The 17,774-nt window shown below is 68.0% G+C and carries 6 protein-coding genes and 3 pseudogenes; 5 read left to right on the top strand and 4 right to left on the bottom strand.

What is annotated here, in order from left to right:
• Window positions 1-9: 9 nt before the first annotated feature.
• Window positions 10-282, bottom strand: a pseudogene (locus tag BLV72_RS49525) (hypothetical protein); the annotation flags it as partial.
• Window positions 283-809: 527 nt separating this feature from the next.
• Here BLV72_RS49525 and BLV72_RS03425 point away from each other — a divergent pair.
• Window positions 810-2,798, top strand: a complete 1,989-nt coding sequence (locus BLV72_RS03425) for a SpoIIE family protein phosphatase (RefSeq protein ID WP_244320626.1) — start codon at window positions 810-812, stop codon at window positions 2,796-2,798.
• A 952-nt stretch (window positions 2,799-3,750) separates the two neighbouring features.
• On the opposite strand, the pseudogene BLV72_RS03420 reads toward BLV72_RS03425, so the two are convergent.
• Window positions 3,751-4,841 (bottom strand): annotated as a pseudogene (locus BLV72_RS03420) (integrase core domain-containing protein).
• A gap of 132 nt (window positions 4,842-4,973) precedes the next feature.
• On the opposite strand from BLV72_RS03420, the gene BLV72_RS03410 reads away from it, so the two are divergent.
• Window positions 4,974-5,267 (top strand): hypothetical protein, encoded by a 294-nt coding sequence (locus BLV72_RS03410; RefSeq protein WP_208905513.1) that lies wholly within the window; start codon window positions 4,974-4,976, stop codon window positions 5,265-5,267.
• Window positions 5,252-5,659, top strand: a complete 408-nt coding sequence (locus BLV72_RS03405) for a hypothetical protein (RefSeq protein ID WP_167746291.1) — start codon at window positions 5,252-5,254, stop codon at window positions 5,657-5,659. The genes BLV72_RS03410 and BLV72_RS03405 overlap by 16 nt, the downstream gene beginning before the upstream one ends.
• Window positions 5,660-5,900: 241 nt before the next feature.
• On the opposite strand, the gene BLV72_RS03400 is transcribed toward BLV72_RS03405, so the two are convergent.
• The gene (locus tag BLV72_RS03400; protein WP_093460199.1) at window positions 5,901-8,039 is read right to left on the bottom strand and encodes a DEAD/DEAH box helicase; all 2,139 of its coding nucleotides are present in this window, start codon (window positions 8,037-8,039) and stop codon (window positions 5,901-5,903) included.
• Window positions 8,039-9,360: pseudogene (gene brxD / locus BLV72_RS03395) on the bottom strand (BREX system ATP-binding protein BrxD). Before brxD ends, BLV72_RS03400 begins: the two are co-directional and overlap by 1 nt.
• A gap of 262 nt (window positions 9,361-9,622) precedes the next feature.
• Here brxD and pglW point away from each other — a divergent pair.
• Window positions 9,623-14,143, top strand: a complete 4,521-nt coding sequence (gene pglW / locus BLV72_RS03390; protein ID WP_093460198.1) for a BREX system serine/threonine kinase PglW — start codon at window positions 9,623-9,625, stop codon at window positions 14,141-14,143.
• Window positions 14,140-17,763: a BREX-2 system adenine-specific DNA-methyltransferase PglX gene (gene pglX / locus BLV72_RS03385; protein ID WP_093460197.1), complete on the top strand. Its 3,624-nt coding sequence runs from the start codon at window positions 14,140-14,142 to the stop codon at window positions 17,761-17,763. The genes pglW and pglX overlap by 4 nt, the downstream gene beginning before the upstream one ends.
• Window positions 17,764-17,774: the final 11 nt, after the last annotated feature.

Raw genomic sequence — 17,774 nt, 5'->3', positions numbered from 1 at the left:
TTGCCCTGGTCAGGGGCCCTGTTTTGGGACCCATGCCGACCTCAGGTCTGGTGGCCATGACCTTCCGGTCCGGGGATGGGGAACATCCAGAAGTCGCCGTGCTTCTCCCACGATGAGGAGAACGAGGGTGGTCGGACGTTTCTCCGGCCCCCTTCCGATGGGCTGGGCCGCCACCGCGGCCAGGAACGCGTGGGCAAGCATGGCCAGGGTGATATGCCGATAGCAGCCCGGATACCGGCGGACCTCGTACTGATCCAGGCCGCACTCGTTCTTCACGGTCTGGTCGGGTAGGACCGCCGCATTGCTGCGGCGGTCCCCCTCAGAGTGTGGGGCCCATTGTCCGAGCACACCGCTCAAGCAAGCCCCGAGGGCTCGCAGGCGTCCGAGGGCGCTGGCTTGTGTCTGACGTCGCCCGGCCCAGTAGTCGGTGAGGGCTGACCTGGCGGTACGCCGACGGCGGCGTCGCCCCGGCTTCGCTAGCCATCGGGATCCGTGCCTTCGACGGCCGTGAGTACGTGCTGGAGTGCGGTTTCACCACCGACTATGCGCTGGTCTGGGCCGCCCTCGGTTAACGCCATGGCAACCTCGTTCGGCTCAGTCGGCACATCCGCCTCCCCACCATGACGAGATCCGCGCACTGGTCGGCTACTGTTGGTTCGGAAAGGCCCGACGGTGGGAAACTCACCGGGTGGCGATGTGGCATCTGAGGATGCGACCGCATGAGGGATTCGGACCGCGACACGCAGCAAGGGCGGGCAGGTCATCAGCAGCCGACCCTGCCGGGGGCGCACCTGCGAACGCTCCGCGCCATGAGCGACGGATTCCTGACCGTCGACGGTGACTGGAGGATCACCTTCGCCAACGACGCGGCCGAACGTCTCCTGGGTAAGGGCCGGTCCGTCGTCGGGACCGTCCTGTGGGAGGTCGCCGGGAGCCGGTTGTCTTCCTTGGAAACACAGTGCCGGCGGACCCGTGCCGAAGGCAGACCGACTGGTTTTCACCTGCGCTGGCCGGTCGGCCGGCGCCTGTACCACGTACGGCTCGCGCCCGCCCCCGGCGATGGGCTGGCGGTTTCCTTCGCCGATGTCACCGACGAGAGTCCGCCAGAGGGGCTGATGGCGGACGTACGTACGGACCGGATGAGCGAACTGACGTTGGCGCTCGCTGAAGCGGTGGCATCCGCGGACGTGGTCCGGGCCGTCGCGGAGCACGTCCTGCCGCCGTTCGGCGCCGCTGGTCTGATCGTGGAGTCCCTTGAGGAGGGTTATCTCCGCGTGGTCGGTTCCGTGGGATACACCCAAGATTTCCTGCGCCGCGTCGATGGACTGCCACTTGCGGCCAACAGCGCGGTCACCGATGCCCTCCGCACCCGTATCCCCCGGTTCATCGAGTCGCCCGCCGACTTCGTCAGTCTGTACCCCGAACTCGATGCCGTGGTGATGGCGTCACCGAAGCAGGCGTGGGTGTTCCTGCCCCTCATCGCCTCCGGGCGCGCGGCCGGGTGCTGTGTCGTGTCTTTTTCCCGTCCCCGGTCCTTCAGTGAGGACGAACGCACTCTGCTCACCGCCGTCAGCGGGCTGGTCGCCCAGGCGCTGGAGCGGGCCCGTTTGTACGATCTGGAGCATGCCCGTGCGCGGGCACTCCAGCGTGGCCTGCTTCCTACGGCTCTGCCCTCTGCTGCCGCGGTGTCCGCTGTTGCCCGCTACCTGCCCGCAGGCAGGGGTGACGCCGTCGGAGGGGACTGGTATGACCTCATCCAGCTCTCGGGAGACAGGGTGGCCCTGGTGGTCGGTGATGTCATGGGGCACGGCATCACCGAAGCCGCCACCATGGGGCGACTGCGCACGGCCGTGCGCACGCTCGCCGATCTGGACATGGAGTCGGACGAACTGCTCGGCCGCCTGAACGAGCTCATCCGCGATCTCGGCCCCGACGTCTTCGCGACCTGCCTGTACGCCGTGTTCGACCCGGTCACCAGGGTCTGCTCCTACACACTGGCCGGGCATCCTCCGCCGGTCGTTGTCCATCCCGACGGCACGGTCCACTGCCCCGTCGGGACTGTCGACCCGCCGCTGGGTGCCGCCGAGCCGCCCTTCACCCTTCACGACCTGCACTTGCCGGAACAGAGCCTGCTGGTGCTCTGCACCGACGGCCTTGTCGAGTCCGCGGCCCGGGACATCGATCAGGGGCTGGCGCAGCTCCAGCAGATCCTGGCCTCCGCCGTAGCCGGCGCCTCATATTTCTCCACCCCTCAGAACGACGACGACACCTGTCGTCTCGACCAGCTGTGCGACACAGTGGTCTCCACGCTCCTGCCGAACGGTGAGCAGACGAACGACGACGCCGCCCTGCTCATCGCCCACACCCGGGGAACGCCCGCCGACCATGTCGCCTCCTGCTCCCTGCCCGAGGATCCCCGCGCAGCGGGTCAGGCACGTGACTACGTCCGCGAGCAGCTCACCGCCTGGGGACTGGACGACCTGACGCTGACCACCGAGCTGCTGGTCAGCGAATTGATCAGCAACGTCGTCCGGCACGCCACGGGCCCGTTGCGTCTGCGCCTCCTGCTGAGTCGGTCACTCATCTGCGAGGTCTACGACGGGAGCCACACCACACCCCGCATCCGCCGCGCCGGGTACGCCGACGAAGGCGGCCGGGGCCTGCAACTGGTAGCCGCACTCTCACAGCGGTGGGGGACTCGCTACCTCCGCGACGGCAAGTGCATCTGGGTGGAGCAGGACCTTGTGGATGGCGAAAAATACGTCCAGCCTGGTGAGAAGTGTGTTTCTGCCTGGTGAGCTGCAGCGCGTGCGGTGGGGAGTTTGGGCCTGTGCTGGGTGTGACTTCGGGCGTATACTGTGCATATGCGACGCCCGGTCATGATGCCAGATCCCAGGCACCTCGGGACGCAGAGGCCGAAAAGGGCGGACTCCTTTACTCGGCTGATTGTGCGTCAGCGCGACCTGGGAGAACGGACCGGAGCACGCCGCTCAGGCTCGACCCGACTGGGGGTCAAGGGGTCGCAGGTTCAAATCCTGTCGTCCCGACCAGCGTTTTCGCAGGTCGGAGGCCGTTTCCGTGGGTAGCGGAAGCGGCCTTAACCGTTTCCGGGCTGGGAGCAATGGGGAGCCCTCCGGGAGCCCTCGTGCTCCCAACTCGCAGACGTGTCAACGGTGCCCGATTCGTCCGTCACCCGATCCGGTAGACCTACAGCGCCGTACCGCGCCCCTGCGCGCCGTCGTCAACCGTAGGCCCCTGGCGTCACCCTATTGATTTCGGATGCTCTGGGCATCGAGAGGCATAAGGCCCCTTGTCGGCTCCCGACCCCCCTTTCGGGGTGGGAGCACGGAGCCGCGCTCCCCATGCGACAGGGGAACGGAGGGCTGCTGGTGATCTCTCCGGGTCGGTTTCCGCAGGCGGTGGGCACGCGGGCATCCTGGTCGCCGTAGGCGGCCTGCGCCAAGGAGCGGTAAAGCCCCTTGGTGTTTGCCGGCAGATGGGGCACTCCCAGGGCGCGAGCGCCGTATCCGGCTCTGTGGCGCCGCAGCGAGACAGTCCGCAGAGGTGTCTCGCTGGAAGAAAAAGTGTGCCAAGCGGGCAAGAGCGATGGCATCGGTGAGTGAGCCTGGCGCGCTGATCGACGAGAACCCTATGCCGACGTTGCCTTTGCCGGAAACCTCATCCGTGTAGGTCACGCCACACGTTGATATTCGCGGAGGATTGTGGGTGCCGATAAAACATCCGGCCTGGTCATGCGGCACGTCCGTACTCGTGGAGGGTTCCGCCGAGTCGGTCTCGTCGGTCGATTTTCAGGTGGGCGAGTTGGGCTTGTTGGGTGATGGGTGCGGGTAGTGGGCGGCATGGAGCGGCTTGTTCCAGGGCCCTGTGCGGGCGGTGCTCGTTGTAGAAGGATTCGTACTCGCGCAGTGCGTGGAGGAGGTGGCTCTGGTTCCAGATCAAGGTCCGGTCCAGGAGTTCGGTGCGGCAGGTCTGTATCCAGCGCTCCATGACCGAGTTCATCCGTGGTATCCGAATACCGGTGGTGACGACCTTGAGACCGGCATCGGCCATGAGGACGTCGAAGGAGTTGTGAACTTCGAGTCCCGGTCGCGGATCAGGAACCGTGCCCTCGCACCCGCGTCCTCGAGATCCATCAGCAGGTTGCGTCCGAGCTGCACGATCCACTCCGCGGTGGGGTGTGCCGTGGCGCCGAGGATCCGGATGCGACGGGTGGTGTGCTCGATGACAGCGAAGACGTAGAGGCGCGCCCCCGTCAGAGTGCGGACTTCGAACAGATTGCAGGCGAGAAGAGCCTTGGCCTGGCTGCGGAGAAAGTCGGCCCAGGTGGTGCTCTGCCGTGCGGGTGCGGGCGGGACGCCATGCTCGCGGAGGATCTCCCAGACAGTGGAGGCGGCGACCCTGATCCCCAGTGCGGCGAGTTCGCCGTGGATCCGGCGATATCCCCACGAGGCATTTTCCCTGGCCAGGCGCAGGGTCAGGGCGCGGATCGATCGGATGGTGCGTGGGCGTCCGCGTCGCTTGGGTACGCAGGTCGTGGCATGGCGTCGCCTGAGCAGATTGCGATGCCAGCGCAACACTGTGTCGGGGCGGACCAGCAGCAGAAGGTGCCGCAGTCTGTCTTTGGGGAGGTGGTGGAGCAGGCCGGCGAGGATGGCGCGGTCGCTGTCGGTGAGGGCCGGTTTGCCGACCTGGCGCTGGAGGACGAGCAGTTGGTGCCGGAGTACGAGGATCTCGATGTCCTTGTCTCTGTCGCTCATCGGCAGGAGGCGTAGGAAGGCAAGGGCGTTGGTCGCGGTGAGGTAGGCCAGGCGCAGCAGCACGACAGATCATGATGCCGCCAGGACCCTGAGCGGGTGAAGGCACCCGGCGTGAAGGTCGAGGAGAACTGGAGATCCGCGATCAGTCTCCCGATCTGCGTGGATGATTTATCGGCACCCGCAGTGCCACCATGGGTGGCACCCCTGGTCGCCCCGGCGGTCGACCTGTCCATCCTCGGCCTGCTGCTCGGTATCCGGTACCTCGCCCTGCACGGTGCACCGGTGGACCAGTTGCGTCCGGCCCGGCGGTTGCTGGTGCTCTCCAGCGGCATGACCCTGGCACTGAACACGGCCGACCCGCTGATCGCAGGAGACCTGGGCAAGGCCGCCTTCGACGCGGTCGGCCCAGTCCTTCTGATCGGCTGGGCCGAGGTCGGACCCGGACTCCTCCACGCACTCGCCACCACAGCGACGTGGTCAAGGAGCTGACGGCCCGTGGGTGTAAGCGGGTGATGACCGGCGTCTACCTTGAGCAGCCCGGCCCACACTCCACGCCCGACAACCCCGTCCTGGTGTCGATCCAGGTGTTCCCGTTCCCAGATGCGGCCACGGCCGAGGACATGTACAACTACATCAACGGCGGCGCACGCTGGAATCTCACCACGTGGTGCACCCAGAGCGGGGTGGGCGCCAAGCCGTGTATCCCCGGCATCAGCCACGGCTTGCGTTACGAGTCCAACCAGATTTCTCACCGTTATGTGATTGCTGCCGTGGCTGACCGCACAGACCTCAGCAACGACCGCTCCATCGCCCCCTGGCTCAGCTCGGCAGCAGGCGAGGCAGCCAACTCGGCTGGCCCACAGAACCAGAGCGGCCAGTGAACTCGTTTCATCCTGATTCATGCAGGTCGGCGGGGCTGGCGTGAGTCTCGTCAGGGGCGCTCGTGCTGGTCAGGGGCTGCTCTTCAGTCCGTGATCGTCTGCGGGCCGCGGAGGGTCTCGCTTCGAGTGAGGACCAGGAGGGCCCGGCCGAGGTGGGTCGCCTGCTCGGGGGGAGGCGGGCAACCTGCAGCACATGACGTACGTCGTGCGGAGCCTGCCCGGCGGTTGAGCCGCCGCCCCGTCACTGCCGTGTCTCCCAGCGCACCGCCTCGTCAAGGACAAACCGGGCCCCGTCGAAGTCCGCCAGACGGGCGGCGACGGTGCGTGCGGCGAGGTGCTCGGGCAGGGCGGCCGAGAACTTCAGGCCCTGTACGGCGCGGGGGTTGACCTCGGGTAGGACCAGGCGGTCGGCGAGGTCGGCGCGGGCAGCCTGCCAACTCTGCGGTGTCGTTGCCGCACTGAGGCGGATCCGGGCGTCGTCGGGCTGTTGTACGGGGTCGGCGAGGGCCCCGAGGGAGGCGATGAGAGTGGCGTTGGCGCGGAAACCGGCCCAGGTCCACCACTCGAGTTTGTCGCCCTCGCGGAGCAGGAGTGTCCCGTGCGCGTCGACGTGCGCGGCGCGGTTCTCGCGGAGTTCGGCGAGGCGTGCTTGTGCGCGCCGGGTGAGGCGGACGGGCGGGTTCGCGCCGAGGAGTACGTCGCGCATGGCGCGGGTGAGCGGGAAGGAGAGGCCGCTGAGCCCGTAGCTGTCCCAGCGGGCGCGGCCGCCGCCTTCGGCGGGTTCGACGAAGGCACGTCTGCGGTTGAAGTCGACATGGCCGACCTGCCAGCTGCGTCCGCCGAGGAGCAGCAGGCGCGGCCCCTCACGCTGTTCGAGCAGAAGCCGGGGGTCGATGGTGCCGAGGTCCTTGCGGCCGAAGTAGACGGTGAACTGCGGCGGGGCGGTGAAGGCCGCGGTGAGGGCCATGAAGTGGCGGCGGCCGAAGTGCTTCTCGGCCTGGGGGCCGATGAAGAGGAGCCCTTCGTCGGTGTCGAGGAAGCCCCCGCCGACCAGGTACTTCATGATCGGCGTCGCGCTCCTGTCGAAGGGGGCGAGACCGTTCCACTCCTCGTGCCAGGTGCGGTCGCCGAGTGTGTGCTGCTGCAGGGCCGCGGCGAGAATCTGCTGGGCGACGAGGTGGCGCGGCTGTGGCGGCGGGACGACGGGCTCGATCCAGTGGCGGCCCCACAGCAGGAGCAGTGCTGCGGCTTTCAGGAGGGCGGCCTCTTCGGTGGCGAGGAAGAGGGCATTGCGTATGGTCCCGGTGCGCCGTCCCGTGCGGCCCAGGCGTTGCAGGAAGGCGGCGACGGTGTCAGGCGCGCCGATCTGGATGACCCGGTCCAAGTCACCCACGTCGATGCCGAGTTCAAGGGTCGAGGTGGAGACGATCACGCAGTCGCGGGCCTCGGCGAAGGCTTCTTCGGAGCGGCGCCGCTCGTCGAGGGAGAGGGAGGAGTGGGAGAGATGCGTCGTCACGCCGCGGAGGCGGAGTTTTTCACCGAGTTCCTCGACCGATGCGCGGGAGTCGCAGAAGACGAGACGCTTTTCGCCGCCGTGGAGGAGGGAGATGAGTCTGGCCGCGTTGTCGAGGGAGCCCACGTAGTCGAGTTCGATGTCGCCGGGTGGTGGGGTGTTTCCTTCGGGCGCCTTGAGATGAACGCCGGGTGCGACGACGCGGCCCGTGCGCTCGTGTGGTTGTGCCCCTTGCAGCCAGTGCAGCAGGTCCTCGGGGTTGCCGACGGTGGCGGACAGACCGATGCGCTGGATGCGCCGCCCTACGAGGCGCTCGAGGCGTTCGAGCACGGCGAGCAGGTGCCAGCCGCGGTCGTCCGATGCAAAGGCGTGCACCTCGTCGACGACCACGGCCCGCACCCCGCCGAGTATGTGCTTGTGGTCGGTCTTCTTGCTGATGAGCTGCGCTTCGAGAGATTCGGGGGTGGTCAGGAGGATGTCGGGGCTTTCGACCCTCATCCGCTTGCGGGCGGATTCCCTGGTGTCGCCGTGCCACAGCCCTGCCGTACGGCCCAGCCATCCCGCGTAGGTCTCGAGGCGCGGTTCGAGGTTGTTGAGGAGAGCTTTGAGGGGGGCGAGGTAGAGCACCGACGTGCCCTGCCAGTCGCTGTTTTCCATGGCCGCGAGCAGCGGGAAGGAGGCCGCCTCGGTCTTGCCGCCCGCGGTAGGGGCGAGCAGCACGGTGTCCTCGCCGTCCATCAGCGGGTCGATGGCGGCCTTCTGCAGGGGGCGCAGGTCGGGCCAGCCGAGGGTGTTGACGATGTGGTGCAGGAGTACGGGATGCAGGCGATCCACCGCATCTGGGCGCTCCGCCCGGTCCGATGCCATCACAGCTCCAGGCCGATGTCGTCGGCGGCCGCCGCGTTGCGTTCTACATCCGTCAACTCGTTCCGGGAAACGGTGAGTTGGTAGTGGATCCGCGGGTCGAACTCCTCGAACTGGTCGATCCGGTCGAGGACGTCCCCGACGAGCTTCTTCAGGAAGATCCGCGGGGCGACGCCGACCTTCCCGCCCAGGTGCCCGCCGACGGCCTTGGCGAGGTCGCCGATGTAAGCCTCGTCGGCCACCTCCCGGATCCGTACCGGATCGCCTGCTCCGGCGGCGTACAGGTCCCGGACCTTAAGCCCGAGCTGGACGAGGCGCTCCCCGGTGAAGCCCGGCAACCGGATCTGTACGGCGCGCGGGTTGTCGAAGCGCGGGTCGGTCGAGAAGTCGGTGGCGAGCCGCTGCGCGAGGGGGCGAGTCGCTGCACACCCTGCGGCCCGTCGTAGAAGGCCGGGGTGCCGGTGATCACCAAATAGAGGCCGGGGAACCGTCCGGAGTGCACCTCGTCGATGAGCTGGCGCAGCGCGTTGAGGGCCTTGTCGCGGCCGTCGGAGCGGACCCGCTGCAGCGTCTCCACCTCGTCGAGTACGACGACGAGGCCGGCGTGACCGGTGTCGCGCAGGACAGTGAGGAGTCCTTGGAGGAAGCCGAGGGCTCCGAAGTGGTCGAGGTCACCACGCACCCCGGCCGCCTTGCGCGCCGCGGCGGACACGTGTGGCTGGCCGCCGAGCCAGGCGAGGACGGCGGCGGCCGATGTATCGTCGCCGGCTTCGAGCGCCTGTCGGTAGCCGCGCAGCGCGGCGGCGAAGGCCGGCGCGTGCCGGGAGACCTCGGCGAGCCGTGCCGACATCAAACGGTCCACGGCGTCGGCGAGCGCGTCCTTGGCGACACCGTCGGCAAGGGCGTCCTCCTCCAATGCGTAGAACCAGCCGTCGACAACCTGCTGAAGCGCGCTGGGTGGAAAGGCCGCGGTGGTGAGCCGCTCGATGAGCCGTCGGTAGACGGTTTCGAGCTTGTGCAGCGGCGTCTCGTTCTCCGACACCTGGATCTCGCAGACGGCGAACCCGCGGGCCTTGCCGCGCTCGGCGAGCCACCGGGTGAAGAACGTCTTGCCGGAGCCGTACTCGCCGCGCACCGCTTTGAAGACAGAGCCGCCGCCTGCGACGGTTTCCAGCTCCTCGTCCAAAGCGGGGGTGAACCGGTCGAGGCCGGTCGCGAGCAGATCGAGCCCCTGCTCGGGCACGGCTCCCCGCCGCAGTGCGTCCACGACGCCTCGTCGCCGTACGGCGCTGACCTGACCACGTACGTCATTCACGGGCACCATCCTCGCAAACCTGACCCTCCTGCTGCCCGGGAGTCGGTGTGCGCGAGGAGTTCGGTACCGCGATCGCAGGGCCGAAAGGCCCCTGTGCGCGATGAGCGGAAAAGGGCTGGGGGATGGCGATCGCGCCCGTACAATCCAATAAACTAACAATCCATCAGGGTGGGCTGTCGGGACGGCGGACACGAGCTGCTCGGTGCAACCGTTCACCACCCACCGGGGTCAGCCCTGATGGCAGAGCGCGGGGGATCGGAGAGCCAGGCTGATGAAGAAGGGTCGCTGGACGGCCGTCGCTCCTTCCGAGTACCCCCACGAGCAGGCGGCCCTCGAGAGGATCCTCACGCCTCTGCGGGACGACGGTCCGTGGCGGGCGTGGTCCAACTTCACCTTCGTCAGCCAGACGGGTCACGTTCGTGAGGTCGATCTCCTGGTCGTGACGCCGGGTGGCGTGCACATGATCGAGCTGAAGAGTCTGCACGGCCGGGTGGAACGGCGTGGCGGCCAGTGGGTGCAGATCCCGCCGGGGAACCGACGCGGGTACGGGAAGGGCCTCGGCGATCCACTGCGCCTCACCAACCAGAAGTCCAAGGAACTGGCTTCCCTGCTGCGCAGGTACGGCGCGAAGGTGTACATCACCGAGGGTGTGTGCTTCACCGAGGACGGCCTCGACCTGGCGCTGCCGCCGCACGAGTTGAACGCCCACATCTACAACGGCATCCCGGCCCTCCTCGCAGAGCTCCAGCTGCCGCCGCGCGAGGACCGGTTCAGGATCTCGTCCCAGGGCAGCGTCGACATCGGCAGGACGCTCGCGAAGGTCGGTATCCAGCAGGTTGTCCGGGAGGCGAAGGTCGGCCCGTTCATCCTGGACAAGCGGCCCTTCGACACGGGTGCCACCTGGGCCGATTACGCGGGCAGACACGAGCAGCTGTCCGAGACCGTGCGGGTACGGGTCCATCTGCGGCCCCGTAATTCGAGCAGCGAGGCGCGCAAAGCGCTGGTCGAGGCGGCGAAGCGGGAGGCCGGCACACTGAAGCGGATCCACCACCCCGGTGTGGTGCGCATCCGGGACTACTACCCCTCCGACCATGAAGCGGGCCCGGCGCTCACCTTCGATCACCATCCGGAGCGGCTACACCTGGACGAGTTCCTCGACCGGTGGGGCGGGAAGCTGGACCTGGAGGATCGGCTCGCACTCGTCCGCCAGATCGCCGAGGCGATCAAGTACGCGCACGCCAAGCGGCTCTATCACCGCGCCCTCACCCCACGCTCGATCCATGTCATCCCCCGCTCCAAGGGCGCGGCAGGGCGTGAACTGAGCGAGGAGGAGCGCTGGCGGCGGCCCTTGGTGCAAGTCTCCGACTGGCAGCTGGCCTCGCGTACGATCACCTCCAGTGGAGTGACCCTGGAGCCGTCCACGGTGTCGGGCGGAAGCGTCGATGACGCCTCGGACCCTTACTTGGCGCCGGAGTTGACCGCTCCGAAGGCCGATCCGGCGCGCATGGACGTGTACGGCATCGGCACGCTCGCCTATCTGCTCACCACCGGCAGCGCTCCCGCCGCGACCCGCGCGGAGCTGCAGGCTCGCGCGGAGAGGGGCGAGCGGCTCGCCCCGTCGGCGGTCAAGGACGGCATCCCGCCGTTCCTGGACGACCTGATCGATGCCGCCACCGCCCAGCAGCCGGACCAGCGGCTGGACGCGGTGGGCGACTTCCTGGAAATGCTGGCGGCGGTCGACGAGGACCTCCGGCCCGCCGCCGTACCGGACGACGAGCAGCCCCGGCAGGAGGAGCCCGCCGACGACCTCGATCCGCTGGAGGTCCCGCCCGGCACGCTGTTGCAGGGACGTTGGCGGGTACGCCGCCGCCTCGGTACCGGCTCGACGGCGCGCGCCCTCCTCGTACTCGACGAACAGCAAGGGAAGAACGACGCGTTCGCGGTGCTGAAGGTGGCGCTCGACGACGACAAGTCGGAGGCGTTGCAGCGCGAGGCGGAAACCCTCGGCCGACTGCGGGACTCGAGCATCATCCGGCTGCTCGTGCCCGGCACGTTCACCGTGGGCGGGCGTACGGTCCTGGCCACCGAGTACGTCGGCAACATCAAGGCCGAGGCCGACGACAAGCGCGACGACCGCACCGCGCGGGACGAGACCATGGCGCGCGTCCTGGGCCGCCAGGGCCGCCTCACCATGGACGACCTGGAGCGCTACAGCGACAACCTCTTCAACGCCCTCTACTACCTGGAAGGCGAGAGCGTCTGGCATCGCGACATCAAGCCGGACAACATCGCGATCCGGATCCGTCCCAACGGCACCAAACAGGCTCTGCTCCTCGACTTCTCGCTGGCCGCCGTCTCGGCCCGCGAGACCGGCGCGGGCACATCCGGTTATCTCGACCCGTTCGTCGGCACGGTCATGCGGAACCTGTACGACGACGCCGCGGAGCGGTACGCGCTCGCCACGACGCTGCACCAGATGGCGTCGAACGAGCTGCCACAGTGGGGCGACGGGTCCGTCACCCCGCGGATGACGGACCCGAAGGAGTGGCCGTACCCGACGATCGCGTCGGAGGGCTTCGAGGACGAACTGCGCGACGGGCTCACCGAGTTCTTCCGCAAGGCGTTGAACAGGAATGCGAAGCAGCGCCACAAGGACCTGCGGGACATGCGGACGTCCTGGCAGAGGGTGTTCCAGGACGCGCAGCGGCTGGCCGCCAGCGCCGGACACGAGTCGCTGAGGCGGCAAGGACAGAGCTCCGCACCGGACGGCGAAGCCGACACCGCCGAGCTGCGCGACCAGCTGGCCGAGGTCGCCACCCGTGACACTCCTCTGGTGCGTGCGGGTCTGACGCCGTCCGCGTACTCGATCCTGCGGGACATGAAGCTCACCACGGTCGGTGAGTTCCTCGACCGGGCCAGCCAGACGTTCATCAATCGGCCGGGGCTCGGCGCCCGGACGCGTACGGAGATCCAGCGCCGGCAGAAGGAGTGGCGTGCCCGCCTTGGCTCGCGGCCCGAGCCGGAACCGGAGCCGCAGTCGTCGCCGGAGGAGAGGACGCCGCTCGAGGCGCATCTCGAGCGCATCGTCGGGGTGGTCTCCGACACCCAGGACATCGACCATCTCCTGGCCCGGATCGTCCCGCCTGCCGCCGGCCGGACCAAGCGGCTGCACGACGTGGCCGTGCAGCTGCTGCGTGCGCCCGGCGCCGACGGGACGCTACCGGACCTTCCGGTGTGGCCGCGGCAGTACGACGCCGCACAGGCCGTCGGATTCGCCAACCAGGCGTCGATCTCGGGCGACTTGAAGAAACTCCGCAAGCGCTGGGCGGAGGACGAGGGCCTGCTGGAGGCGCGAGCGGCGGTTCTGGAGCAGCTCCGCGTGCTCGGCCGGGTCGCCTCCGTGGACGCCCTCGCCGGCTGGCTGCTCGGCACCCGCGGTTACTCCCTGGGAGACCCGGAGGTACGCAGGGCCGCCGCCTTCGCCGTGCTGCGTGCGCTGATCGAACGCGAGCAGCACCTGCCCGGCGACGACAGGGCTTTCCTGCACTTCGCCCCGTACAAGGCGACCGATCCGGTACGCCGCGCGGGCTTCCTCGCGCTGGAGGTCGACCCCGACAACGAAGCCGACGGCCCCGACACCCCGGCCGCACCCGCGCTGCTGAGCTATGTGAAGCGGCTCGGCGACGCCGCCGACCGGCTCGCGGGACGGGACTCCCTGCCCGGCTCGAGCACGGTCCTCGCCGAGCTGAGTGCCGTGAGGCTGCCCGAGGGTGACTTCTCCTGGGACGACCGGCGCGTCGCCAACCTCGCCGCCCAGGCGAGCCAGAACGCCGCGCTGTCGCCGCGGCTCGAGATCTACCCGCGCGACCTGGGCCTTGTTCGCGCCCTGCGGCTCACCCAGGCGGGTCTGGTCCGCATCCTGCCGGGTCTGCCCGAGAAGCAGCAACCAGGGCTGCCCCTGCGCGAGGTCCTCGAACGGGTCAATGACCGCTTCCCTGCTCTGGCGGCGCTCGCCGGGATGAAGGACAGGCCCGAGGAGCTGCTCAAGGCGCTGCGCGAGGCGGGGTTCGACCTCAAGTACGTAGCCGACAAGAAGGCGTTCCTGCCCCGGAAGTTCGAGGCGGTCCAGTCGTACACCTCGGCCCTCAGCGGCAGCGGTTCCGGTACCGGAGGTCCGCTGGATCGGGAGTCGACCGCGGCGCGGGCCGATGCGCAGCTGGCGGGCGCCGCGCGGTGCGACGGGTTCCGGGTGCTGACCGTGCGCGCGCGCAGCGCCCCGGTGGTGGGACGGGAGCTGCACCGCCAGTACGGGGCGCGGGCGGTGTCGGTGACCGAGTTGTTCCTGAAGGGGCTGCGGGGCGACCTCACGCCGGGGCGCGCGATGCCGAAGTGGGAGGTCGTCGTCAAGGCGGACGCCCTCCCGGCCGGGCAGCGGCCGACGGGGTTCACGAACCTGGTGGCGGCGGTGTGGCAGGCCGTACAGGGAGCGTTGGAAGGGGAGTTGGCAACGGGATACGAGGCTGACGCCGCCGACCGGACCCCCGTCCTGCTCACCGACGCCGCCGTCTTCGCCCGTTACGACGGCATGCACGTCCTCGACCGGCTGACCGCACTGGCCAGGCGCGGGGGTCGCCCCCTGTGGGTCCTTGTCGCCCAGGACGACGAGACCGCCGTCCCGAAGCTCGCCGGACGCCCCGTCCCGTACCTCGAGGCCCAGCAGGAGTGGATTCCCGTTCCCAAGTCCTGGACCCGCATGCACGAACCGAACGCCCTCGAAGGAGCCACCGCGTGATCGACCGCAAGACGCTGCTGTCCGACCTGCAGGCACAGGTCAAGGCGGCGGAGACGGATCTCGAGGGCCAGGTGAAGCGGGAGGACGCGGTACGCGACCGGCTCCGTGCCGAGTACGAAGCATCGAAGAAGGTCGGCCGTACGGCGGCGACCTGGCAGTCCTGGCTCGGCGAGCGCATCACACAGGTGGCGGTGGCGTGGGTGCTCGGAACCGTCTTCGTACGGTTCGTCGAGGACAACGGCCTGGTGCCGGAGCCGTACATCACCGCGCCCGACATCGCCCGGCGCGAGGTCGCGCAGGCGCGGTACGACGAGTACGTGGACAAGGCCGAGGACCCCACGTACCGGGGCTGGTTCGAGCGCTCCTTCGAGGAGCTTGCGGAAGGGCCGGCGGGGGCTCTGTTGTTCTCGGACCACAATCCGCTGCGGCAGATTCCGCTCTCGCACGAGGGGGCGGGGGCGCTGCGGGACTTCTGGCAGCGGACGCGGGACGACGAGGCGGGGACGTCGGTACTGGTCCACGACTTCACGGACCCGCTGCCGGACGACGGCGACGGGACGGAGGGGTGGGACACCCGGTTCCTGGGCGACCTGTACCAGGACCTGAGCGAGGCCGCCCGGAAGAATTACGCGCTGCTGCAGACCCCGGAGTTCGTGGAGGAGTTCATCCTCGACCGAACGATGAACCCGGTGGTACGGGAGCGGGGCGGCGTCGAGGGCCTGAAGATGATCGACCCGACATGTGGGTCGGGGCACTTCGTGCTCGGCGCTTTCCGGCGACTGGTGCGGGAGTGGGCCGCGCGACGGCCGGAGCTGGACGCGCATGCGCGGGTGCGCGGGGCGCTGGAGTCGGTGCACGGGGTGGACATCAACCCGTTCGCCGTGGCGATCGCGCGGTTCCGGCTGCTGATTGCGGCGATGGCGGCGGCCGGGGTGCGGACGCTGGGGGAGGCTGCAGGCTATGACTGGCCCATGCAGTTGGCGGTGGGTGACTCCCTCATCAAGCCGCGGCAGGTGACGGACCAGCTGTTCACGGCCGAGGCCGACCCGTTGGCCGAGTTCAAGTACGCGACCGAGGACATTCAGGAGCGCCCGTACCTTCTGGATGAGGGCCGGTACGACGTGGTTGTGGGCAACCCGCCGTACATCACGGTCAAAGACAAGCAACTCAACAAACTCTACCGGGAGTTGTACGACGCCTGCCAGGGAACGTACGCGCTGTCGGTGCCCTTCGCTCAGCGCTTCTTCGAGCTGGCAAAGAAGGGCGGGGGTGACGGCAAGGGGTACGGCATGGTCGGCCAGATCACGGCCAACTCTTTCATGAAGCGAGAGTTTGGTACGGATCTAATCGAGTCTTTCTTCCGTGACAAGGTGGAACTGACCGAGGTCATCGACTCGTCCGGCGCGTACATCCCGGGGCACAGCACCCCGACGGTGATTCTCATTGGCCGCGACCGCGACTGGACGCAGGGGCGTGGCGACACGATCCGTACCGTGCGGTCGGTGCAGGGCGAGCCTTCAACTCCGGAGAATCCGGAGATGGGATTGGTCTGGCGGGCGATTGTTGACCAAATTGATTACCCTGGAGTCAAGAGTGACTGGGTTTCGACAGCAGACCTCTCGCGCGATCGATACTTTTCCGAGGCGCCGTGGATTCTAGTTGACGGTGGACGGGAGCTATTTGAAGGTGTGTACGCACTAAGTCCAGCAAAGCTTGCGTCTCGAGTCCTGCGCATCGGATATTACGGGGATACGCATGCAGACGATGCGTTTATGTACCCGTCTCACTCTCTGCAAGGGTGTGCCGAGGGGGAATTCGTCGAGCCCATTGTGACCGGATCGACGGTTCGCGATTACGTATTCAAAACCGGAGATCTCGTCATTCACCCGTACAGCGATCGACGCAAGCTGGTTGACATCAGCAAGATGCCTTCCATCGCAAAGAGACTGTGGTCGCAGCGCACCGAACTGGGAAATCGCTCTATGGGTGGTGGCAAAACATACTTCACTCAGGGACGTTCATGGTGGCAATGGCACCAGATCCCCAAAGACTCGGAAGCGAGCAGTTGGTCAATCGCCTTCGGTGAGGTGGCGACACACAACCACTTCGTTCTTGGTAGGGGTGGTGAAGTGTTCAGTCGAACTGCGCCACTCGTCAAGCTGCGTGAAGAAGCAACCGAGGAAGAACACCTTCAGTTGCTCGGTGTACTCAACAGCTCCACAGCTGCTGTGTGGCTGAAACTGGTGTGTTACTGCAAAGGGAACGCCACTGCCTCCAGCGGCATCGCCGACCAACCGTGGTCATGGAACTACCAGTTCAATGGGGTGAACGTTAGCGATTTTCCCCTCCCGCCGGTGTACCCCACTGCTCTAGCTGTCGAACTTGACGCCCTCGCCCAGCAACTCGCCGCCACCACCCCCACCGCCGTTGCCACTGCAGCCACCCCCACCGCCGCATCCCTCCGCGAAGCCCGCGCCACGCACGAAGCCACTCGCGCCCAAATGATCGCCCTCCAGGAGGAGTTGGACTGGCAGGTCTACTCCCTCTACGGCCTCACCGATATCGACCTGCGCCCTGCCAACCCGGCCGACGTCCCGCCTCTCGCCCTCGGTGAGCGCACTTTCGAGATCGTGCTGGCCCGTGCCATCGAGCGCGGCGAGGCATCCTCCGAGTGGTTCACGCGGCACAACTCCACACCCATCACCGAGATCCCTGCCCACTGGCCCCAGGCCTACAAGGACATCGTCAACCAGCGCATCGCCATGATGGAGTCGAACTCCGCCATCGGCATGGTCGAGCGCCCCGAGTACAAGCGGCGCTGGGCCACCGACGGCTGGGACGCCATGCAGAAGCAGGCGCTCCGTGCCTGGCTGCTGGACCGGATCGAGGCCAAACGTGAGCTGTGGTTCGACGGTGCCGACCAGCCCACGCTCATTTCCCTGCCCCGGCTGACCGACCGCCTCCAGGAGGACGACGACTTCGCCGCCGTCCTCAGCCTCTACGCGCCCCGCGCCGACTTCGCGGAGACCCTCGCCGAGTTGTTCAGCGACCAGCACGTCCCGGCCGCCGCCGCCCTGCGCTACAAGCCCGCCGGCCTCAAGAAGCGCGCCGACTGGGAGCGGACCTGGGAGAGGCAGCGTGAGGAGGACGACGCCACCTCCGAGGAAGAGAAGCGGAAGATCCGTGAGGCGACCGCCGTGCCGCCCAAGTACACCTCCGCCGACTTCCTGCGCACCAGCTTCTGGGCTCAGCGCGGCAAGCTCGACGTACCCAAGGAACGCTTCATCTCCTATGGTGCGCAGAACGTACAGACCCCCACCCTCCTCGGCTGGGCGGGCTGGGACCACCTCCAGCAGGCGCAGGCCGTCGTCGGCTACCTCAACGAGAACCAGCTGACGCAGGACGAGCTCGTCCCGTACCTCGCCGCCCTGCTCGAACTCCAGCCGTGGCTGGACCAGTGGCACGGCGAGTACCTCCCCGACTTCGGCCAGTCGGCGGCGCAGGCGTACCACGACTTCCGTCTCGCCCTCCAGGGCGAGCTGGGGCTGACCGACGAGGACATCCGGGCCTGGCGGCCCGTGGCGGCGGCGCGCGGTGGTCGCGCTAAGAAGACGAAGTGAGCAGGGACTTA

The sequence above is a fragment of the Streptomyces melanosporofaciens genome (genome assembly GCF_900105695.1).
GTDB lineage: Bacteria > Actinomycetota > Actinomycetes > Streptomycetales > Streptomycetaceae > Streptomyces > Streptomyces antimycoticus.
This window is presented reverse-complemented; position numbering and strand designations above follow the sequence as displayed.

Coding starts and splice junctions, on each gene's coding strand:
- BLV72_RS03425 (WP_244320626.1), top strand. CDS start 810: ATGAGCGACGGATTCCTGACCGTCGACGGTGACTGGAGGATCACCTTC.
- pglW (WP_093460198.1), top strand. CDS start 9,623: ATGAAGAAGGGTCGCTGGACGGCCGTCGCTCCTTCCGAGTACCCCCAC.
- BLV72_RS03400 (WP_093460199.1), bottom strand. CDS start 8,039: ATGGCATCGGACCGGGCGGAGCGCCCAGATGCGGTGGATCGCCTGCAT.